This window comes from Corynebacterium timonense, assembly GCF_900105305.1.
GTDB lineage: Bacteria > Actinomycetota > Actinomycetes > Mycobacteriales > Mycobacteriaceae > Corynebacterium > Corynebacterium timonense.
Genome location: NZ_LT629765.1, coordinates 112,807 through 132,937, shown reverse-complemented (window position 1 = coordinate 132,937; position 20,131 = coordinate 112,807). Strand labels below are relative to the sequence as shown.

Below are 20,131 nucleotides of genomic sequence, written 5' to 3'. Positions count from 1 at the left end.
AGACGGTGCCGCTAAGGTAAGGTCCCATGTCCACCACAGCCACGCCCGAATCCCCCTCGTCGGCTAAAGACCCGCACGTCACCCTCCGTTTTATGGCCGCCCCCACGGACGTCCTGCTCGCCGGCGCACAGGGTGTGTCCGGCGGCCGCGTCCTCGAATGGATTGACAAGGCCGCCTACGCGTGCGCCGCCCAGTGGTCGGGAACGTACTGCGTCACCGCGTACGTGGGCCACATCCATTTCACTCGCCCCATCCCCTCGGGCCACATCGTCGAGGTGCGCGCCCGCATCGCCATGACGGGGCGCTCCTCCATGCACATCGTCACCGAGGTGCTTTCCGCCGACCCGCGCGACGGCGTGCTCACCCGGGCCTGCGACTGCCTCGTCATCTTCGTGGCCAAGGACCCCACCACCGGCAAGCCGATGCCAGTCGACAGCTTCGTCCCCTCCACGGAGGAGGAGACGCGCGTGCAGCAGGCCGCGCTCTCGCGCGTTGACCTGCGCCGCCAGATCGAGCAGGAGATGCTCAAGCAGACATACACCACTGAGTCGACGGCGCCGCGCGTGGTGCACCGCTTCCTGGCCAAGCCGACCGACATCAACTGGGGCGGCAAGGTGCACGGCGGCACGGCGATGGAATGGATCGACGAGGCCGGTATCGCGTGCACGATGGAGTGGTCGGGCGAGCGCACCGTCGCGGTCTACGCGGGCGGCATCCGCTTTTACACGCCCATCTCCATCGGCGACCTCATCGAGGTCGACGCCCGCATTACGCGTACCGACGCCCGATCCATGCACGTGGCCGTCCACGTGCGCTCGGGCGACCCGCGCGGGGGCGAGGACACGCTGAGCACAGCCATCCACGCCAGCTTCACCTACATCGGCATCGACATCGACGGCCAGCCTCTGCCCGCCCGCCAGTTCAAGCCACGGACCACCGAGGACCTGCGGCTGTGGGAGCACACCCAGAAGCTGAAGGACCTGCGCGCGGAGTACGAGCCGATGCCGCTGGTCGCACCGAACCCGGCGCGCCAGCTGCTCTAGCCGGCGCCGCCGGCTGGCACGTTAGACCGCCGCGTTGGGTGCGGTGGAGTGGCCGAACAGCTGCGGCAGGGTGCCTGCCCACGCCGCTTCGAGCTCGGCGACGGCAACCGACTCGCCCGCGACGGCGATCTCACCGGTGTCGTTCGTGGAGCCGACCAGCGCGGCGGGGACGCCCAGCTGCGCTGCGCGCTCGAGGACGCCGTCGACGCGGTCGGCGGTGACGGCGACGAGGACGCGCGAGGCGGACTCGGAAAACAGCGCGGTAAAGGCGTCGTGGTGCACGGCGCTGACGTCGAGCTCGACGCCCTTGCCCGAGCCCTGGATGAGCTCGAAGAGCGCCTGCGCCAGGCCGCCCTCCGATAGGTCGTGCGCGGCGTTGATGCCGCCGTGGCCGATAAAGAACTCCGCCAGGCGTGCCTCGTTGGCCAGGTTCACCTGCGGGGGCAGGCCGCGAAGGCCCGCCCCGGAGATGTCCTGCCAGACGGAGCCGCCGAACTCGTCGCGCGTCTCGCCGAGCAGCACGAGCTTGTACTCCTCGTCGCCGGCGAAAATGCGGTTGCGCACGGTGGTGCTGACGTCCTCGATGACGCCGAGGACGCCCACGACCGGGGTGGGCAGGATCGGGGTCTCGCCCGTCTGGTTGTAGAAGGACACGTTGCCGCCGGAGACGGGGATTCCCAGCTCGCGGGCGCCGTCGGCGAGGCCGTGGACGGCTTCGCGGAACTGCCACATGACGTCCGGGTTTTCGGGGGAGCCGAAGTTGAGGCAGTTGGTCACCGCGACGGGGCGGGCCCCGGTGACCGCGACGTTGCGGTAGGCCTCGGCGAGCGCGAGCCGCGCGCCCATGTTCGGGTCGAGGTACGTGTAGCGCCCGGAGGCGTCGGCCGACACGGCGACGCCGCGGGAGGTCTCCTCGTTGATGCGCAGCACGCCGGCGTTGGCGTGCTTGGCCTGCACGGTGTTGCCGCGCACGTAGCGGTCGTACTGCTCGGTGATGAAGTCGCGCGAGCACAGCGCCGGGGAGGCCACCATCTTCAGCCAGGTCTGCGCCAAAGAGCCGTGCTTGTCGACGTCCCCGCCAGCCTGCACCTCGTCCTGCCACGCGGGCCGGGCGAAGGGGCGCTGGTAAACGGGGCCCTCGTCGATGGAGGAGGGCGGTGCGTCGAGCACGAGCTCTCCGCCGTGGTAGACGAGGTAGCGGTCCTTTTCGTCGGTGACCTCGCCGATGACGGCGGCGTTGACGTCCCACTTGGCGCAGATGTCCATGAAGCGCTCGACGTTGTCGGGCGTGACCACGGCGCACATGCGCTCCTGGGACTCGGAGGCGAGGATCTCGGCGGCGGACATGTTTTCGGCGCGCAGGGGCACGGCGTCGAGGTCGACGCGCATCCCGCCGTCGCCGGCCGCCGCGAGCTCGGAGGTCGCGCAGGCAAGGCCGCCGCCGCCGAGGTCCTGGATGCCCACGACCACCCCGGCCTGGTAGAGCTCGAGGCAGCACTCGATGAGCACCTTCTCGGCGAAGGGGTCGCCGACCTGCACGGCGGGGAGCTTGCGCTCCTCGCCCTCCTCGAAGGTGGCGGAGCCGAGGACGGAGACGCCGCCGATGCCGTCGAGGCCGGTCCGCGAGCCGAAGAGCACCACCTTGTTACCGGTACCCGAGGCGAAGGCGAGCTTGAGGTCCTCGACCTTGAGCGTGCCCACGCACAGGGCGTTGACCAGCGGGTTGCCCGCGTAGGCGGCGTCGAAGACGGTCTCGCCGCCGATGTTGGGCAGGCCGAGGGAGTTGCCGTAGCCGCCGATGCCGTGGACGACGCCCGGCAGGACACGCTTCGTGTCCTCGGCGTCGGCCGGGCCGAAGCGCAGCTGGTCCATGACGGCGATCGGGCGCGCACCCATGGCCATGATGTCGCGGACGATGCCGCCCACCCCGGTGGCCGCGCCCTGGTAGGGCTCGACGAAGGACGGATGGTTGTGGCTTTCGACGCGGAAGGTCACCGCGTCTCCGCCCCCGATATCCACCACGCCGGCGTTCTCGCCGATGCCGGCGAGGATCTTGGCGGCCATTTCCGACGTCATCGTCTCGCCGAAGTAGCGCAGGTGCACCTTGGAGGACTTGTAGGAGCAGTGCTCCGACCACATCACGGAGTAGACGGTGAGTTCGGCGTCCGTCGGGCGGCGCCCGAGGATACTGCAGATGCGCTGGTACTCGTCGTCTTTGAGGCCCAGCTCGGCGTAGGGCTGCGCCTGGTCCGGGGTGGCCTTGGCGTTGTCGACGGTGTCGTTTACAACAGTCACTTTTTCAGACACTGCGTTAGGCTCCGATCGAAGAGATAGCGGACAGGAACAGGCCCAGCCCGTCGGTGGACGGGCCGGTCAGCAGATCGACGGCGTGCTCCGGGTGCGGCATGAGGCCGACGACGCGGCCGGTTGCGTTGGTCACCCCGGCGATGCCGTTGAGGGAGCCGTTGAAGTTGTCGGTGTAGCGAAACACCACGCGCCCCTCCTTCTCCAGCTCCTCGATCGTTTCCGCGGACGCCTGGAAGCGCCCTTCGCCGTGCTTGGCGGGCACGAGGATCCTCTGCCCCTGCTCGAACTGGCTGGTCCAGGCGGTGTCGGCCCTGGCCACCTCGAGGTACGTGTCCACGCAATGGAAGTTGAGCCCCTGGTTGCGCGTCAGCACGCCCGGCAGAAGGCCCGCCTCGGTGAGGATCTGGAAGCCGTTGCAGATGCCCAGCACGGGCATGCCGCGCCCGGCGGCCTCGACGACAGCCTTCGTCATGGGAGCCTGGGCCGCGATCGCGCCGGAGCGCAGGTAGTCGCCGTAGGAGAAGCCGCCGGGGACGACGACGGCGTCGACGCCGGTCAGGTCCTCGTCGGCGTGCCACAGTTGCTGCGGCTCGGCGCCGGCGAGGCGGACGGCGCGCAACGCGTCGACGTCGTCAAGCGTGCCGGGGAAGGTGATGACGCCGATCGTCGCCGTCATCGAGTGGCCTCGCGGACGACCTCGAAGTCCTCGATCACGGTATTGGCCAGCAGGGTGGCCGCCACGCGCTCGAGCTCGGCGTCGGGCACCGAGTCATCGACCTCGATTTCGAAGCGCTTGCCCTGGCGGACGTCCCCCACTCCGCCGACGCCGATCCGCCCGAGTGCGCGGAGCACAGCCTGGCCCTGGGGGTCAAGGATCTCCGCCTTCGGCATGACATTTACCACGACACGTGCCATGAAGGTTCCTTCTCTGCTTGGACGCCAAAAGACAGGGCTGATTATATAGGACGGGTTTTGCCCGCCCCTACCGCGCCGACGGGGTGCACAGCCGCCGTAACCGGCGCGCACCCGCGCGCTGCCGTAGCGTTGAGCCGGGCCCACGTGCCCGCTTATTCCCCGTCATTGTTTTTCTGTGAAGGACGCCCCATGTTTCGCACCTACCGCGCCTCGTGGTCTGCCGCGCTGAGCTTCGCTCTCGTGGCGGGCGCCGTAGCCGCCTCCCCCGTGCCGGCGCGCGCCGCAGCCGACGGCTCCAACGTGGTCATCTCCGAGGTCTACGGCGGTGGAGGAAACTCCGGTTCCGTGTTCTCCCACGACTTCGTGGAGTTGTACAACCCCACCGCCTCCGACATCGACATCACCGGCTGGCGCCTGGAGCAGCGCTCGGCGAAAGACGGCCTCGGCGCCACGGTGGCACTGAGCGGTATCGTGCCCGCCGGTTCCCACTTCCTCATCCGCGGCTCCGCGGGGAGGAACCCGTCGGGGCAGCTGCCAGCGGCGGATATCGAGGCGAGCTTCAACTTTTCCGCCACGGAGGCCATCGCAGAGCTTTACGACGCCACCTCCGCCCGCGTCGACCTCCTCGGCTGGGGTGCGGCGGCCCGCTACGAGGGCTCGCCCGCCCCGGCGACGGACAATTCCACCTCCGTTCAGCGCGCCGACTCGGCCCAAGACACCGACAACAACGCCGCGGATTTTCTCGCCGCCGCGCCGACGCCCTCGGCCGCCCCGACGGATTCCGGCGCCGCGCCGGGGATCACCCCCATCCGCGAGATCCAGGGCACCGGCGACTCCTCGCCGCTTCTCAACCACACCGTGACCACCGAGGGCGTGGTCACGGCGGTTTACGACGAGGGCGGCAAAAACGGCTTCTTCCTGCAGGCCGCCGGCTCCGGCACACAGGCGGGCGAGGCCTCCGAGGCCGTGTTCGTCTACATGGGCAGGCGCACCGATTACCCACGACGCGGGGCCTCCGTGCGCGTCACGGGAACCGTCGGCGAGTATTACGCCCAGACGCAGATCGCGGCCTCGGCCGTCCAAGCTTTGCCCGCCGCGCTTGAGGCGCCGGTTGCCCTCGAGATCGAGTCACTTCCCGCTGGCGACGCCGCCCGCGAGCCCTACGAGGGCATGCTCGTGCGCCCGACGGGCGCGCACACCGTGACCGACAACTACACGCTAAACACCACCGGCGACGTCGGCCTCGCCCCCGGTCCCCGCGCCCACCGCACCCCCACCGACGTGGTTGAGCCCGGCGCGCAGGCGCAGTCGCTGGCCGTGGCGAATGACGCCGAGGTGGTCTACCTCGACGACGGGCGCACCCGCGACTACTTCCGCACCGACAAGGAGACGCCGCTGCCCTACCTCGTCACCGCGGACGGCGGGGTCACGTCGCTGCGCACGGGGGACGCCGTGCGCTTTCAGAACGATGTGGTGGTGGACTACTCCTTCGACCGCTGGCGCTTCCAGCCCCTGCAGCCCATCACCGGAAAGAGCGAGGCCGCGGACCTGCCGATCGCGTGGGCAGATTCGCGCGGCGCCACCCTTGACGTCCCCGGCTCGGTCGCAGGCGAGCTCTCCCTCGGGTTTTTCAACGTGCTCAACTACTTCACTAGCCTCGGCGAGGACGAGGAGGGCTGCGAGCCCTTCACCGACAAAAACGGCGCGCCGGTTGGCGCCAACTCGTGCCGGGTGCGCGGCGCGTACTCCCGCCAGGCCTTCGAGGACCAGCAGGCGAAGCTCGTCACCGCCATCAACCGCCTGGACACGGACGTCTTGGGCTTGTCCGAGATCGAGAACACCGCGGCGCTCACGAAAGACGCTTCCAGGCGCGACGAGGCACTTCGCGCGCTCGTCGGCGCCCTCAACGACGCTGCCGGCCACGAGCGCTGGGCCTACGCCCCCTCCCCGGCCTCCCTTCCGGGCAGCGAGGACGTCATCCGGCTGGCCTTCCTCTACGACCCGGCGACGGTACGCCCCGTGGGCGAGTCCCGCATCTTCGACGACGGCGCTTTCACCGGCACCGCCCGCCAGCCCCTCGCCCAGGCCTTCGAGCCCGCGGCCGGCGGCCAGCGCTTCGTCGCAGTGGTCAACCACTTCAAGTCCAAGGGCTCCGTCGCTCACAACGACTCCGACACCGGCGATGGCCAGGGCAACAACGCGAACGTGCGCGTGGCGCAGTCGAAGGCGCTGCTCGAGCACCTGGGTGAGCAGAGCGATTGGGCGCAGCTGCCCACCTTCCTCATCGGTGACTTCAACGCCTACACCCGCGAGGACGCCATCACCGAGCTGGCCCGTGGCGGCTTCGAGGTGATCCGCCCGGAACGGGACAGCGACCAGGCCTCATACCAGTTCGGCGGCGAGCTCGGTTCGCTCGACCACGTCCTCGCCAACGGCGCCGCGCGGGCTCTCGTGCGCGATGCGGCGGTGTGGAACATCAACGCCGACGAGCCCGTCGCCTTCGAGTACTCGCGCCGCAACTACAACGCCCAGGACTTCTTCGGCGACGGGGCCGACCCGCTCTATGGCTACGGCAATCCCTTCCGCTCCTCCGACCACGACCCGGTGAAGGTCGGCTTTGACCTCGACGGCCCACGGGAGCAGGGCTCGTCGGCGGCGCGGGTGGGCATCGCCGCCGCCCTCGTCGCCGCCGCCGTCGGTGCCCTGGCCCTCCTCTGGCGCGCCGTGCCCGGGCTGAGCTCATCCTCCCGGGGCCGCTAAGAGTTACGGGGCCAGCACGGTCTCAATTGCCTCCGTCACGGCAGGGTCCTGGGGCTCGGTCTTGGGGCGGATCCGGGCGGCCACTGCGCCGTCGGGGGTGATGAGGAACTTCTCGAAGTTCCAGGCCACGTCCCCGGCCTCGCCGTCGGAGTCGGGGACGGTGGTCAGCTCCTTGTACAGCGGGTGCGCGCCGGGCCCGTTGACCTCCAGCTTGGACAGCAGCGGGAAGCTGACGTTGTAGCGGGTGCAGGCGAAGTCCCTGATCTCCTCGTCCGTGCCGGGTTCCTGCCCGTTGGACTGGTTGCAGGGGGCGCCGACGACGGTCAGGCCCTTGCCCGCGTATTCGTCGGCGAGTGCCTGCAGGCCCTCGTACTGCACGGTCAGACCGCACTTGGAGGCCGTGTTGACCAGCAGGACCGCGTCGGATCCGGCGAGGGTGTTGAGGGTGGTGGGTGTGCCGTCGTTAAGCGTGAGCTCGATATCGCGAAGGTTCTCAGTCATGGGGCCCAGGGTAGCTACGCGGCGGGCAGGAAGGAGCGGTAATCGGCGGGACTGCCCCCGGCCTCTGCGGCGGCGAGCGCCGCGGCGACGAAGTCCCGCAGGACCTTTTTGTCCCCCAGCTCGCGGCCCGAGACGGACAGGCGGATGGTGTTTCCCCTGGCAGCGCCCCGTTCGGCGGCGCGGATGACGTTGCGCCGCCACCACGTCGCCGCGCCGAAACCCTCGCCCACGGAGAGGTTGCGGCAGCGGTGGAATTGGTTGTCGCCCACGATGTGCAGCCCCTTCGTGGAGGCGACGAGGCCGAAGCCGAACTCGCCGACGACCGCGAGGGTGCCCTCCGACAGGCGCCAGCGCGGCGGGGCGAAGATATCGAACTCGTAGCCCAACGACATCATCTGGCGGGTCGCTCCTTTGAGCCGCAGGCGCGCCTCGTGGGCTCCCAGGGTGGCGAACTCGGAGCGTCGGCCCTGGGCCGGCTGGTCGAAGCCGTTGAGGATAAGCGCGCGCCCTGCTTCGCGCTGCTCGCCGAGCCACCCGAGTGTGCGCGGGTCCTTGGCCAGGTGCCACGTCTTATCGATGTGCGGCGCAACCAAAAGCGATATCGGTACGTCGTTGCGGTCAAGCTCCGCTACAAGGCGGGCGACCCCGTCGAGGGTGGCGTCAAAGATAGAGGACACCGATACGAGGACGCGGCCTGACATAGGCCGCATTATCGCACAGCGCTACCTGCCGCGCCCGCCGGGGTTCGGCGCCCGCGATCCGTAACCGAACCTGAGGCGATGGTGAGCGAACCGAGAACGCGAGCGGAGAGAAATTACCCCACGGACACTCAGGGGCGCGCCTTCCACACGCGGGTGCTACAAGGGGCCAGTCAGATTGAAACGCACAGAATAATCGGCAAAACGCCCGTGAACAGCGCTGACGGAGACATTTTCGCACGCCTTAGCGAATGTTTCGTCAGACCAAACTGAGGCGAATTACCCCCATCTGGGGGTGGACGCCACGCTGCCCATGTACGGTTGTACACAAGCGCAGGTTACTAAAGAAGGGAGAACAAATGCGCTCTACATTAGTTTCGATTACGACCATTCTCACACTAGCGGCCAGCTCGCTTGCCCCTGCTCACGCCCAAGCGGCTCACGCTCAAGCGCCCAACGCACCGTCTGTTGCACAGTCCTCCGCCACCACGGATCAGGATTCAGCTATCGCGCGTGCAGTGTACTACGATCTCCGCGAGGACCGCTTCGGAATTTTTCATGAAGCAGCACAAAGCTTGGGATACAGCGCCGAGCAAATCCGCGCTTTCGAGCGTAACCTCGCAGAACTGTCGCCGGACGAATCTCGGCAGCTTGCCACTGTCATCGGGCTCGACGTTGAAGCTATCAAACAGCAGCGGGCCATACCAGCCGTTATCGCCGCCATCGCCGGATTCGTCGGCGGCGCGCTCGGCAGTGAGATCATCGGCCAGGTAGCAAACTGGGGCGTCGCGACCGCATGCCAGAACCTCAACGGGTTTTCAGGAGCTTTTGACGACTTCTGCCGGTCCAACGGCCACATCTAAAGAGAGGAGGAACCTCGATGTCTAAATCTCTCACCGCTCTACTAGCGGCGGTCTGCGGCATTGCACTGCAAATGATTCGCGAATGGGTTGCACATGACCGCACGCCTGCGGAGACGTTCTCCGACTGGGCGTGGGCCGTGGACTTCATCATCTTCGCCGTCATCGGATTCGTCGCTTTTTACGTGGCCTTCCGCATCGCGTACTACGTTTTTATACGCGACCGTCAGCTCGACCAGCTCTTGGAAAAAGAAAAGGCCGAGGCCGGGACGACTTCTCACACACCCTAATCCCCGGCTCCGCTATTGCAGGCGCGCCCCGCTTTTTCTGAGCGGGGCGCACCTTTTTGTTACACCGCTACTTTGCTACTTCGACACAGCCCCACTATGCACCAAGGTCCAGGCGTACTCAAACGCGGTCTGCCTCCACTTTTCGTAGCGTCCGGACACGCCGCCGTGCCCGGCGCTCATCTCCGTCTTCAACAAAATCTCACCACCGGTCGCGCACTCGCGCAGCTTAGCCACCCACTTGGCGGGCTCGACGTAGAGTACGCGCGTATCGTTGAGACTGGTCACCGCGAGGATATCCGGGTAGTGCTTCGCCTCCACGTTCTCGTAGGGCGCGTAGGCTGCCATATAGTCGTAGACTTCCGGGTCGTGGTAGGGGTCACCCCACTCCTCCCATTCCGTGACCGTCAACGGCAGCTCCGGCATGAGGACGCTGGTCAGCGGGTCGACGAAGGGCACGATCGCCTGGATGCCGGCGAACTTCTCCGGCGCCATGTTCGCCACCGCGCCCATGAGGAGCCCGCCCGCGGAGCCTCCCTCGGCGACGAGCTGGCCGTGGGTGGTGATCCCCTGCTCCACCAAAGCGTCCGCGCACGCGATGAAGTCCGTAAACGTGTTGACCTTCTCAAGCCCCTTCCCGTGGTCGTACCATCCGCGCCCCATCTCGCCGCCGCCGCGCACGTGGGCGCACACCCATACCATGCCGCGGTCTAGCAGCGACAAGCGCGCGATGGAAAAACCAGGGTCGTTGGAGGCCTCGTAGGAGCCGTACCCGTACAGCAGGGTGGGGCGCGGCTGGCTGAGATCGAGGTCGGCGCGGTGCACCACGGACATGGGCACCTGGGTTCCGTCGGGGGCGCTCGCCCACATGCGGGTCGCGGTGTACTCGTGCGGGTCGTAGCCGCCGAGCACCTCCTGCTGCTTGAGCAGTCTCAGCTCGCGGGTGGCCACCGTGTAGTCGAACAGCTGCGCGGGTTGGGTGTACGAGGCGTAGCTCAGGCGCACCACCGGCGCGTCCCACTCGGGGTTGCCGCCTAGGCCCGCGGTGTAGAGCTCCTCGTCGAACTCCAGCTCGCGGAACGCGGCCACCCCGCTCTCGCCGACCTCGGCGACGGCGAGGCGGCTGATCCCGCCCGAGCGATACCCGCAGAACCAGAAGTCGCGGTAGACATCCACGCCCTCAATGCGCACCGCGTCGTCGTGCGGCACGCGCACCTCAAGCTCGGTCAGGGGCACGCGCTTATCGACGCCACACGTGCCCACCTCAAAATTCGGTCCCGCCGCGTTGTGCGTGACCACCCACAGGGGTTCCCCTGCCACCTCGGCGTAGTCAACGTCGTACTCGACGCCCTGCTCGCGCGGCCACAGCACCTCAAACTCGCCCTCCGGCTCGGCGAGCGGGCACACCCGCCACTCGCTGGTGAGCTTGGAACTGGAGGCGATGTAGAGGTACTTCTCCGCGCGGTCTATGCCGACGGAGACGTTGAAGCGCTCGTCGGGCTCCTCGTAGACCAGCACATCCAGCTCGGCCGGGGTACCCAGCCGGTGGCGCCACACCTGGTGGGGGCGCCACGCCTCGTCGACGCGGGTGTAAAAGAGGTACTCCTCCCCTGCCCAGGTGGCGCCGTAGAAGACGTCGTCAAGCGTGTCGGCGAGAAGCTCGCCCGTCTGGAGGTCTTTGACGCGCAGCTGGAAGCGCTCGTCGCCCGAGGTGTCAGCGGAGTACGCCAGGAGCCGGCCCGAGGTGGTCACGGTTGAGGCGCCGAGCGAGAAGAACTCGTGGCCCTCGGCGAGCTCGTTGACATCCAGAACCACCTGCTCGCCCGGCAGGGCCGAGCCGTCCTCCGGCAGTGTCGGCGGGGTCCAGGGGGAAGCCGGGTCGGCGGCGACGCGGCAGCTCAGGCCGTAGCTTTTGCCCTCGACGGTGCGCGCGTAGTACCACCAGCCGCCGCGGCGCTGCGGGACGGTCATGTCCGTTTCCTTGATGCGCGATTTGATCTCGCCGTAGACCGCCTCGGTCAGCTCGTCCAGCCCCTCCGTGCGCGCCTGCGTGTAGGCATTTTCCGCCTCGAGGTAGGCGATGGTCTCGGGGTTGTCCTTGTCGCGCAGCCACTCGTAGTTGTCCACGAAATCGCGCCCGTGAAAGGAGCGGGTAATGGGGTGCTTTGTTGCCACCGGGGCCGGGACGCCGCTGGTGCTGGTGCTCGTCGTGGGATTGTCCGTCATGGCGCCCGAGTCTACGCCCCGGCATTCCCGGCCCGCCGCACCGCCGTCCCGGCGCCCCCGGTCAGAAAAGCTAGGCCATCGCCCCCGGCCAGTCGCCGAACTTTGTGCCGCTGAGGCGCTCGTAGGCCTCCACGTAGCGGTCACGGGTGGCCTCGACGACAGAGCCGGGCAGCTCCGGGGGCGGGGTGCCGTCGGCGGGGTCCCAATCGGACTTCGGGCCGGTGAGCCAGTTGCGCACGTACTGCTTGTCAAAGCTGGGTTGCACGCGCCCCTCCTCGTAGGAGTCAGCAGGCCAGTAGCGGGAGGAGTCGGGGGTGAGCACTTCGTCCGCAAGCACCAGCGTGCCGTCCTCGTCGAGGCCGAACTCGAGCTTGGTGTCGGCGAGGATGATGCCGCGTGTCTCGGCGTAGGCGGCGGCGCGCGCGTAAATGTCCAGGGTGGCCTCGCGCAGCCGGGTGGCCAGGTCCTCGCCGAGCGCGCTGGCGACGTACGCGAAGGAAACGTTCTCGTCATGCTCGCCCTGCTCCGCCTTCGTTGCCGGGGTGAAGATCGGCTCCGGCAACCGGGACGCCTCTGTCAGGCCCTCGGGCAGCTCGACGCCGCACACCGTGCCCGTCGCGTCGTACTCCTTCTTCCCGGAACCCGTGAGGTAGCCGCGGGCGACGCACTCGAAGGGGATCATCTGCAGGCGTGTGACCACCTGGGCGCGGCCGAGGACTTCCTCGGGGATGCGTTCGTCGTCAATCGGCCCGGCGAGGTGATTCGGCACCCCGTCGAGCAGGTCGAAGAAGAACATCGAGGTGGCTGTGAGCACTCGCCCCTTGTCCGGGATCTCCGGGTCAAGCGAGAAGTCGAAGGCAGAGATCCTGTCGGTGGCCACCATCAACAGGGTCGCGGCATCCACCTCGTAGATTTCGCGGACCTTGCCGCCAGAAAGGTGGTCGTAATCAGAGAGCTCTGGACGCATGGCACGTAAGTCTAGCCCGGGTTCCGCGGACGGGAAATCGCTGGCGATCGCTTAAGGTAAAGGCCATGCACGCCTTGCGCCGCCTTTCCGCACCCCCCGCCGCCGTCGCGCTCGCCGCGGCGCTCGCAGCCTGCGGGTCCGTGGACCCCCAGGACAACGCGCCCGTGACCGGTTTGGTCAACGAACCGGAGGGCTTTCGCCCCACCGCGGACGGCACCCACCTCCGCTTCGACGAGCCCGCCGAGGTGGTCACCACACACTTCTCCACGGGGATGCCCGTCTACTGGGAGGTCACGGTGCACGCGCCGACGCGGCTCACGCTGCAGCAGGTGAAGGACAACATTGGCCAGGACCCGCAGCGCATTGGCGACGCCCCGCCCGTCGCCGTGCGGACCTTCTCCTGCTTCCCCGTCACCTTCACCTCGCTGGGCCAGGGGCTGGGGCGCGACGACGCCCCCGTCTCCGTCGAGCTTCCGTCGCTCACCCCCGTTGACGGCTACGGCACCAACGCCAATTACGTCGGGGTCGGGGCCGAAAGCTACTGTGGCCTCGACACCGAGGAGACCGACACGGTTCCCTCCTACACGGGAGACATGGTCACCGGGCGCAGCTACACCACCGCGGTGGTCACCTGGGAGGGGCAGCGCGACCCCGGCATCGTCGGCACCGGCGTGCGCCTGAACACACTGGTCAGCCCGCGCAACCCGGGGCAGCCTCCCCAGGCGCTGACGTGGGGGCCGGGCGCTCCTTAGAGGATCTCGCCCGGGGTGTAACCGGCGGCGTCGGGGTGGGCGTCGACAAGCGCCTGGATGCGCGCGAGCACGGCGTCGACCTGGGACTCGGCGGCGCCGATGAAGGCGTGGCGGTCGGCGAGCGCGGCGTCGAGGGCGGCGCGGTCCAGGGGCAGGCGCTCGTCTTCGGCCAGCCTCTCGACGAGGTTTTGCTCCGCCCCCTTCTCGCGCATATCGAGCGCCATCGCGACGGCGTGCTCCTTGATCACCTCGTGGGCGGTCTCGCGGCCGACCCCGGCGCGCACCGCCGCCATGAGGATCCGGGTGGTGGCCAAGAACGGCAGGTAGCGGTCAAGCTCCCGGTTGATCATGGCCGGGAAGACTCCGAACTCGTCGAGCACCGTCAGGAAGGTCTCCAGCTGGCCGTCGATGGCGAAGAAGGCGTCTGGCAGCGCGACGCGGCGCACGACTGAGCAGAACACGTCGCCCTCGTTCCACTGCTGGCCGGCAAGGTCCGCGACCATCGTGAGGTAACCGCGCAGGATGACCTGGAAGCCGCCGACGCGCTCGCAGGAGCGCGCGTTCATCTTGTGCGGCATCGCCGACGATCCGACCTGGCCCTCCTTGAAGCCCTCGGTGACCGTCTCGTTGCCGGCCATGAGGCGGATCGTGGTGGCGAGCGACGACGGCCCGGCGCCCAGCTGCACCAGGGCGGAAATCGCGTCAAAGTCGAGGCTGCGCGGGTAGACCTGGCCCACCGAGTCGAAGGTGCGGGCGAAGCCGAGGTGGCGGGCGATCTGGCCCTCGAGCTGCGTAAGCTTCGCCTCGTCGCCGCCCATGAGGTCGAGCATGTCCTGGGCGGTGCCCATCGGCCCCTTGATGCCGCGCAGCGGGTAGGCGGCCAGCAGCTGTTCGATGCGCTCGACGGCGAGGAGGATCTCGTCCGCCGCCGAGGCGAAGCGCTTGCCCAGCGTGGTGGCCTGCGCCGCGACGTTGTGAGAGCGGCCCGCCATGACCAGGGACGTGTACTGCTCGGCGCGGTTGCCCACCGCCTTGAGCAGGGCCACCGACTTGTCGCGCGTCAGCTCAAGCGCGCGGACGATCTGCAGCTGCTCGACGTTCTCGGTGAGGTCACGGCTGGTCATCCCCTTGTGGATGTGCTCGTGGCCGGCCAGCGCGTTGAACTCCTCGATGCGCGCCTTCACGTCGTGGCGGGTGACCTTCTCCCGCTCGGCGATCGAGGCCAAGTCTACCCGCTCAATGACGCTTTCGTAGGCCGCGATGGCCTCGTCTGGGATGTCCACCCCCAGCCCCTGCTGCGCCTTCATCACCGCGACCCAGAGCTGGCGCTCCAGGATGATCTTGTGCTCGGCGCTCCACAGCGTCGCCATCTCGGGCGAGGCGTAGCGGTGGGACAGGACGTTCGCGTTCATCGGTTTTTCAGCCACGCCGCTTATTATCGCACGCGGCGCTGACCAGCGGAGCTTAGCTGCCCACGCGGATGTCGCCCTCGATCGCCTTGCGCGCGATGTCGCGGCGGTAGAACGAGCCCTGCAGCGTGATCTTCTCCACGGCCTCGTACGCCTTATCGACGGCCTGCTCAAGCGTGGCCCCCTTGCCCAGCGCGTTGAGCACGCGGCCGCCGGAGGAGACGAGCACCCCGTCCTGCAGCGCGGTGCCGGCGTGGAGGATCGTAGTCGGGTCGTCGAGGCCCTCGCCGGTGATCGCGTCGCCGGTGCGGGGTGCGGCCGGGTAGTCCTCGGCGGAGAGCACGACGGTGGCAGCGTAGCCGTCCTCCCACTCGAGCGGGGCCAGCTCGGCGAGGGTGCCGGTGGCGACGGCGGTGAGGGCGCGGACAAGCGGCGTTTTCAGCAGCGAGAGCACGGGCTGGGTCTCGGGGTCGCCGAAGCGGGCGTTGAACTCGACCACAGCCGGGCCCTCCGGGCCCCAGGCCGCACCGACGTAGAGAATGCCCTGGTAGGGGATACCGCGGGCGACCATCTCGCGGGCGACGGGCTCGGCGATCTCGGCGACGATGCGCTCGACGCCGTTGTCGGGCAGCCACGGCAGCGGCGTGTAGGCGCCCATGCCGCCGGTGTTGGGGCCAGCGTCGTTGTCGTGGGCGCGCTTGTGATCCTGGGCGGGAAGCAGCGGCACGACCGTGTCGCCGTCGACGAGGCAGAACAGGGAGATCTCGGGGCCTTCGAGGAAGGACTCGAACAGGACCGGGTTGCCGGCCTCGATCACGGCGCGGGCGTGCGCCTCGGCGGCGGCGCGGTCCTGGGTGACCACGACGCCCTTGCCGCCGGCCAGCCCGTCATCCTTGACCACGTAGTTCGGGCCGTACTCGTCGAGCGCAGCGTCGATCTCCGCCAGCTCCGTCACGCGCGTCGCCGACGCCGTGCGCACTCCCGCCGCGGCCATGACCTCCTTGGCAAAGGCCTTAGAGCCCTCGAGCTGCGCAGCGGCCTTCGTCGGGCCGAAGACGTCGATGCCGGCCTCGGCGAGCGCGTCCGCCGCCCCGGCGACGAGCGGGATCTCCGGGCCGATGACCACGAGCTCCGCGCCGACGTCGCGGGCGAGCGCCACGATCGCCTCCGGCGAGGCCACGTCCACCGAGTGGACCTCGGCAAGCGAGGCCATACCGGCGTTGCCCGGCGCCACGTGCAGCTCGTTGCCCCTCAACCCAGCCAGAAGGGCGTGTTCACGGCCGCCCGAACCGATAACAAGGATGCGCATGGCCCCCAACTTACCGGTAGCCTGGGGCGGCATGAGCACCGTATTCACCAAGATCCTGGACGGCGACCTGCCCGGCCGCTTCATCTACCGCGACGAGACTGTCGCCGCGTTTTTGTCCATCGCCCCCATTGCCTACGGCCATACCCTCGTCGTCCCCGTCGAGGAGGTGGACAAGTGGACCGACCTCTCCCCCGCCCTGTGGACGCACATGAACGAGATTGCCAAGGAGATCGGGCAGGCTGTCATCGAGGCCTTTGGCTCCGAGCGCGCCGGCTACCTCATCGCCGGCTTCGAGGTCCCGCACGCCCACATTCACGTCTTCCCCGCCAACGACATGTCGGGATACAACCTCGCTAACGTCATTCCCCCGGAGCAGACAGACCAGGCGAAGATGGACGAGGCCGCGGAGCTGCTGCGCGAGAAGCTGGGCACCAACGAGGCGGGGCGGCGCTAGTGGTACCCGTTGTACGGGGTTGGAGCGCGCCCGGCTAGCCGATTACGCTCGGAATATTCGGACGGCCAAAAACCGACGCGCTCAACACCCTGGCCGCCTGGCTTACTGTCGGGCTGTCCGAACGTTGTGGATGGTTGGCGTTTCTGGGGTTGGAACGAGGCTCTCCTCCACGACGACCAGGCTGAGCATCGCGAGCAAAGATTGCCGACCCCTGCGGTTGCAGACAACTTCGATCCACCGAGCGTCTCCCTTTTCGCCGCATCTTGGCTCGGCCTGCGTCGGTGAAAAAAGTTTTTTCCAGCGAGGGCGAAGTAGGTTCTGACATCGCATTGCCGGTCCAGCTCCTTGCAGACGCCCGCTTGATACCGGCAGCACTAGTGTGCCTGGCACCCCCTAAGTGAACGGTTTTGAATTACAACTTTTCCCTGTTCGGTAGGGTTGGATCATGTCTAACGGAACAGAACCGTCGCTACCTCTAGCGATTAACGAACACCAGGATGTTGTCGTGGGATAAAAAGTCGGTTACGCCCGGGTGAGTTCCCTGGAGCAGAATTTAGACCGTCAGCTCGAGCAGCTCCAGGCGGCTGGGGCGTCGCAGATATATAAGGAGAAGCTCAGTGGATCGACTCGTCACCGTCCCCAGCTGGAGGAGGTGCTGAGGTATCTGCGGAAAGGGGATCAGCTCATTGTCACGAACATGGATCGGCTCGCGCGCTCACTTGTCGACCTCCACACGCTCGTCGAGGACCTCGTCGGGCGCGGCGTGTCGGTGAGGTTCTTGCGTGAGAGGCAGACCTATTCCGCGAAGGCTGATCCGATCGCAAAGCTCATGCTGGGTTTGATGGGTTCTGTGGCGGAGTTTGAGCGCTCCATCATTAAGGAGCGCCAGGCCGAGGGGATTGCCCACGCGAAGGCCCGCGGGGTGTACAAGGGTCGGGTGAAGGCGCTTACCGATGTCCAGGTCGCTCAGGCTCGACAGTGGATTTCCGATAGTGTACCCAAAGCGGAGGTGGCCCGCCGGCTCGGGATCAGGCGGACCACGCTCTATAAATACTTGACGGAGGGGAGCTGTTGAACTACAGCTTTTAGCTGATTATATCCACGGCACCCCCACTTACCGGGGTCCACCTGCTCCAACTCCTCCGGGAAAGTCTAAAACCCCATCCTGCGTCCCCTAATAAAAGGGGTACCAGGCCCTCTAGGGTAGGTATTTTTGGAGAGGATCTGAGGCGCTATTCCATATCCGGCGCCAGCTAGGATGAGTCCATGGTGACTAAACGCTCATATATGCCTCTGACTGAAGAGGTCTTCCTCTACGCGACAGACCACGATTTGGAATATGTTACAGAGCAGGTCGTCAAGGCGATACGATCTAAAATCCCCTTAGTGGGTGAACCGACCGTAGAGTCTACCGCACTTGCGGTAGATGAATTTGATCTAGAACGTCAATGGATCGATGATTTCGGTACTCCCGTAAATCCAGAAGTGCTAAACCTAAATAGAGTGAAGGTCTCTTTTATGGCCGCATCTACCCACGAAGAAATCGAGCACATTGGTGAAGCCATCTACTCTACGATTAGGGAACTTAGTCGTAGAAGGAAAATAGCCTACTTCAGTATGCTGAGTGAATGCTCTAACGGGGAGTGATCCTGACGGCACAGTGTCATTAAATACTGTAATAGCCGGTCAAGTCCGCGGAAGTGGTGTATCTGCCCTTTCGAGAAAACTAGCAGGGTAGCGACCTTACGGACTATCTCGTGTTAGGAACCGATGCTGATTGATGCTGTCTCCTGCTGGTCAATAGCAGGTCTGGTTTCACCGGCATCGACGATGTTAGCCGTGATCATCACCCTGGTCTGTTTCAAGCTGGTCAACGACATGTAGCGCTTCTGCTGGATCCTTCTCACGCATGTTGTTCCGCCAGGACAGCTCCGACCAGGCGCACGACAGCGTCCCGAGGGCCCGACCCCTGGAAAGTGGACACAGGGAATTGAACTTATGCGGTCAGGGTGAGTTTACCGCAGGTGCGGTTTTCGTACTCGATGGGCGAGAGATAATCGCACCATGAGTGTCTGCGTTTCTGGTTGTAGCGCACACACCAGGCGAAGACGTCCCGTCTGGCGTGCAGCATCGAGTCGAAGCATTTCCGGTTGTGCAGCACCTCGCGTTTCAATGTCGCGTTGAACGACTCCGCCAGCGCGTTGTCTGCGCTGGTTCCCACCGCCCCCATCGATTGGGTCACCCCTAGCATCGTGCATCGTGAGCGAAATGCCTTCGAGGTATAGACACTGCCGTGATCGGAATGAAAAATCGCTCCTTTCAGACTGCCCCGGGCGCGCCGCGCTGAGTCCAACGCATCGATAACCAGATCGACGCGCATGTGGTCAGCAATAGAAAATCCCACCAGCCTGCGGGAATAACAATCGATCACGGTGGCAAGATACATATTGCCGCCACCGGATACCGGCAGGTAGGTAATGTCGCCGACGAGCACGCGGTTCGGCGCCGGGGCATGAAACTGCCTGCGAACAAGATCCGAAAAAGACACTGCGGCCAGTATCTGCCACGGTGGTGCGCACGCGGCGTTTCTTCGTGAAACCCCTGGATGCCCATGGCCTTCATGATGCGTGCAACGCGTTTGTGATTGACCACTTCATGCGCCCCCGAATCAGAGTCGTTCAACGCCGCGGCGATGCGTTTGGCTCCGTAGAGTCCGTGTTCGTCGGTGAACACAGTGCGGATACGAGCACCAAGAACAGCATCGTCAACAACCTTTTGACGGCGCGCGGCCTGCGTGTTTTTCCACTTGTAATAGGAAGATCGCCGCACCTTCAGCACGTCGCACATCCGTGTGACCGAAAACTCGGTGCGATGGTCCCAGATGAACTTGAAGCGGATCACAAGCCCATCTCTTTCGCAAAATACTGCGCCGCCTTGCGAAGGATATCTCGCTCTTGTTGAAGAAGCCGGTTGTGCTTCTCGAGCTGTCGGATCCGCTCTGAATCCGATGCCTTTCGCGCTCGAGCTGCAGCATCAATCGCGCGGGCTTTTTTGCCCGTGCCATAGCGCGTAACCCAGGCAGCGAGACTGCCACGGTTAACACCGAGATCATGAGCAACCGAGTTACAAGACACACCGTCTGTGTCTTCATACATCGCGACCGCGTCGCGCTTGAACTCCTCAGAATAGGACTTACGAGGCATGAACAGAGACTACCTTCCTCCGGCTATCAACCGGGGCTAGCCTATGTCCACCAACAAGGGGTCAGGTCCGTGGTCGCGTTACCGAACCTGCCCCACCCGCCGAGACGATGGTAGATCTGTTCGATCTTCCCGCCGATCCAGTAACCGTGAAAAACGGCCCCGCCCGCCGCAGCGGTGCCCAGTGAGCCGCACACAAGCGCCGCAGACAGAAGCGCCGACAACCTTCGATACTTCCCCATGACCCTCAACGCCTTCACCTAGTCAATGGCCATGCCGTGCTCTGATTTCTATTACGAAACAGCAATATTGGCGTCCCGAAGGGAAACTGTGCGGCGAATGCGAAAAATGCTGCACACAGCCTTCAAACACAACCCACCACACACCACGACACGGAGGAAATGTCGCCGCCCCGTCAGCTGAGAAGGCCAGGCACCCTCGCC

Annotated in this window: 16 protein-coding genes and 3 pseudogenes; 8 read left to right on the top strand and 11 right to left on the bottom strand. The window is 66.2% G+C overall.

Annotation, left to right across the window (positions count from 1 at the left end):
* Positions 1-26 precede the first annotated feature (26 nt).
* Positions 27-1,043 (top strand): acyl-CoA thioesterase, encoded by a 1,017-nt coding sequence (locus tag BLT81_RS00630; protein ID WP_083337234.1) that lies wholly within the window; start codon positions 27-29, stop codon positions 1,041-1,043.
* A 21-nt stretch (positions 1,044-1,064) separates the two neighbouring features.
* Here BLT81_RS00630 and purL read toward each other — a convergent pair whose 3' ends face one another.
* The 3 genes from purL to purS are packed head-to-tail and all read right to left on the bottom strand — an operon-like array spanning position 1,065 to position 4,265.
* Positions 1,065-3,338 carry a phosphoribosylformylglycinamidine synthase subunit PurL gene (gene purL / locus BLT81_RS00625; protein ID WP_040421897.1) on the bottom strand — a complete coding sequence of 758 codons (2,274 nt, stop codon included), beginning with the start codon at positions 3,336-3,338 and terminating at the stop codon, positions 1,065-1,067.
* Between the two features lie 16 nt (positions 3,339-3,354).
* Positions 3,355-4,026 carry a phosphoribosylformylglycinamidine synthase subunit PurQ gene (purQ, locus tag BLT81_RS00620; protein WP_019195079.1) on the bottom strand — a complete coding sequence of 224 codons (672 nt, stop codon included), beginning with the start codon at positions 4,024-4,026 and terminating at the stop codon, positions 3,355-3,357.
* A complete protein-coding gene (gene purS / locus BLT81_RS00615) occupies positions 4,023-4,265 on the bottom strand; it encodes a phosphoribosylformylglycinamidine synthase subunit PurS (RefSeq protein WP_019195080.1) in 243 nt (80 codons plus the stop codon). The genes purQ and purS overlap by 4 nt, the downstream gene beginning before the upstream one ends.
* Positions 4,266-4,454: 189 nt before the next feature.
* On the opposite strand from purS, the gene BLT81_RS00610 reads away from it, so the two are divergent.
* Complete coding sequence (locus tag BLT81_RS00610; protein WP_019195081.1) at positions 4,455-7,025, top strand: ExeM/NucH family extracellular endonuclease; 2,571 nt, start codon at positions 4,455-4,457, stop codon at positions 7,023-7,025.
* Positions 7,026-7,028: 3 nt separating this feature from the next.
* Here the strand turns inward: BLT81_RS00610 and BLT81_RS00605 are convergent, their stop codons facing one another.
* On the bottom strand, positions 7,029-7,526 hold the full coding sequence (locus tag BLT81_RS00605; RefSeq protein ID WP_019195082.1) for a glutathione peroxidase: 498 nt from the start codon (positions 7,524-7,526) through the stop codon (positions 7,029-7,031).
* Positions 7,527-7,540: 14 nt separating this feature from the next.
* Positions 7,541-8,227 (bottom strand): DUF2334 domain-containing protein, encoded by a 687-nt coding sequence (locus BLT81_RS00600; RefSeq protein WP_019195083.1) that lies wholly within the window; start codon positions 8,225-8,227, stop codon positions 7,541-7,543.
* A 515-nt stretch (positions 8,228-8,742) separates the two neighbouring features.
* Between BLT81_RS00600 and BLT81_RS00595 the strand changes: the two genes are divergently transcribed.
* Complete coding sequence (locus tag BLT81_RS00595; RefSeq protein ID WP_019195084.1) at positions 8,743-9,087, top strand: helix-turn-helix transcriptional regulator; 345 nt, start codon at positions 8,743-8,745, stop codon at positions 9,085-9,087.
* Between the two features lie 17 nt (positions 9,088-9,104).
* A complete protein-coding gene (locus BLT81_RS00590; RefSeq protein WP_019195085.1) occupies positions 9,105-9,374 on the top strand; it encodes a hypothetical protein in 270 nt (89 codons plus the stop codon).
* Between the two features lie 75 nt (positions 9,375-9,449).
* Here BLT81_RS00590 and BLT81_RS00585 read toward each other — a convergent pair whose 3' ends face one another.
* Entirely contained in the window at positions 9,450-11,597 is a 2,148-nt protein-coding gene (locus BLT81_RS00585; RefSeq protein WP_019195086.1) for a S9 family peptidase, read from the bottom strand.
* Between the two features lie 70 nt (positions 11,598-11,667).
* On the bottom strand, positions 11,668-12,564 hold the full coding sequence (locus tag BLT81_RS00580) for a phosphoribosylaminoimidazolesuccinocarboxamide synthase (RefSeq protein ID WP_019195087.1): 897 nt from the start codon (positions 12,562-12,564) through the stop codon (positions 11,668-11,670).
* A gap of 65 nt (positions 12,565-12,629) precedes the next feature.
* Between BLT81_RS00580 and BLT81_RS00575 the strand changes: the two genes are divergently transcribed.
* Positions 12,630-13,316 (top strand): hypothetical protein, encoded by a 687-nt coding sequence (locus tag BLT81_RS00575; RefSeq protein ID WP_019195088.1) that lies wholly within the window; start codon positions 12,630-12,632, stop codon positions 13,314-13,316.
* On the opposite strand, the gene purB is transcribed toward BLT81_RS00575, so the two are convergent.
* Both purB and purD read right to left on the bottom strand, forming a co-directional pair.
* Positions 13,313-14,728 (bottom strand): adenylosuccinate lyase, encoded by a 1,416-nt coding sequence (gene purB, locus BLT81_RS00570; RefSeq protein WP_019195089.1) that lies wholly within the window; start codon positions 14,726-14,728, stop codon positions 13,313-13,315. The genes BLT81_RS00575 and purB overlap by 4 nt on opposite strands.
* A gap of 52 nt (positions 14,729-14,780) precedes the next feature.
* Entirely contained in the window at positions 14,781-16,034 is a 1,254-nt protein-coding gene (gene purD / locus BLT81_RS00565; protein WP_040421871.1) for a phosphoribosylamine--glycine ligase, read from the bottom strand.
* 31 nt (positions 16,035-16,065) lie between these two features.
* On the opposite strand from purD, the gene BLT81_RS00560 reads away from it, so the two are divergent.
* From BLT81_RS00560 to BLT81_RS12455, 3 genes and pseudogenes are all read left to right on the top strand, one after another.
* On the top strand, positions 16,066-16,488 hold the full coding sequence (locus tag BLT81_RS00560; RefSeq protein WP_040421901.1) for an HIT family protein: 423 nt from the start codon (positions 16,066-16,068) through the stop codon (positions 16,486-16,488).
* A gap of 529 nt (positions 16,489-17,017) precedes the next feature.
* A pseudogene (locus tag BLT81_RS00555) lies at positions 17,018-17,563 on the top strand (recombinase family protein); the annotation flags it as partial.
* A 191-nt stretch (positions 17,564-17,754) separates the two neighbouring features.
* On the top strand, positions 17,755-18,135 hold the full coding sequence (locus tag BLT81_RS12455; protein WP_155860898.1) for a hypothetical protein: 381 nt from the start codon (positions 17,755-17,757) through the stop codon (positions 18,133-18,135).
* Between the two features lie 113 nt (positions 18,136-18,248).
* Here the strand turns inward: BLT81_RS12455 and BLT81_RS13025 are convergent.
* Positions 18,249-18,445, bottom strand: a pseudogene (locus BLT81_RS13025) (IS256 family transposase); the annotation flags it as partial.
* A gap of 39 nt (positions 18,446-18,484) precedes the next feature.
* Positions 18,485-19,691: pseudogene (locus tag BLT81_RS00550) on the bottom strand (IS3 family transposase).
* Positions 19,692-20,131: the final 440 nt, after the last annotated feature.

What these genes read in the sequence shown, in the direction of transcription:
- BLT81_RS00575 (WP_019195088.1), top strand. Translation starts at nt 12,630, where the DNA reads ATGCACGCCTTGCGCCGCCTTTCCGCACCCCCCGCCGCCGTCGCGCTC.
- purD (WP_040421871.1), bottom strand. Translation starts at nt 16,034, where the DNA reads ATGCGCATCCTTGTTATCGGTTCGGGCGGCCGTGAACACGCCCTTCTG.
- BLT81_RS00600 (WP_019195083.1), bottom strand. Translation starts at nt 8,227, where the DNA reads ATGTCAGGCCGCGTCCTCGTATCGGTGTCCTCTATCTTTGACGCCACC.
- BLT81_RS00580 (WP_019195087.1), bottom strand. Translation starts at nt 12,564, where the DNA reads ATGCGTCCAGAGCTCTCTGATTACGACCACCTTTCTGGCGGCAAGGTC.
- BLT81_RS00560 (WP_040421901.1), top strand. Translation starts at nt 16,066, where the DNA reads ATGAGCACCGTATTCACCAAGATCCTGGACGGCGACCTGCCCGGCCGC.
- BLT81_RS00590 (WP_019195085.1), top strand. Translation starts at nt 9,105, where the DNA reads ATGTCTAAATCTCTCACCGCTCTACTAGCGGCGGTCTGCGGCATTGCA.
- purS (WP_019195080.1), bottom strand. Translation starts at nt 4,265, where the DNA reads ATGGCACGTGTCGTGGTAAATGTCATGCCGAAGGCGGAGATCCTTGAC.
- BLT81_RS00630 (WP_083337234.1), top strand. Translation starts at nt 27, where the DNA reads ATGTCCACCACAGCCACGCCCGAATCCCCCTCGTCGGCTAAAGACCCG.
- purQ (WP_019195079.1), bottom strand. Translation starts at nt 4,026, where the DNA reads ATGACGGCGACGATCGGCGTCATCACCTTCCCCGGCACGCTTGACGAC.
- BLT81_RS00585 (WP_019195086.1), bottom strand. Translation starts at nt 11,597, where the DNA reads ATGACGGACAATCCCACGACGAGCACCAGCACCAGCGGCGTCCCGGCC.
- BLT81_RS00610 (WP_019195081.1), top strand. Translation starts at nt 4,455, where the DNA reads ATGTTTCGCACCTACCGCGCCTCGTGGTCTGCCGCGCTGAGCTTCGCT.
- BLT81_RS12455 (WP_155860898.1), top strand. Translation starts at nt 17,755, where the DNA reads ATGGTGACTAAACGCTCATATATGCCTCTGACTGAAGAGGTCTTCCTC.
- purB (WP_019195089.1), bottom strand. Translation starts at nt 14,728, where the DNA reads ATGAACGCGAACGTCCTGTCCCACCGCTACGCCTCGCCCGAGATGGCG.
- BLT81_RS00605 (WP_019195082.1), bottom strand. Translation starts at nt 7,526, where the DNA reads ATGACTGAGAACCTTCGCGATATCGAGCTCACGCTTAACGACGGCACA.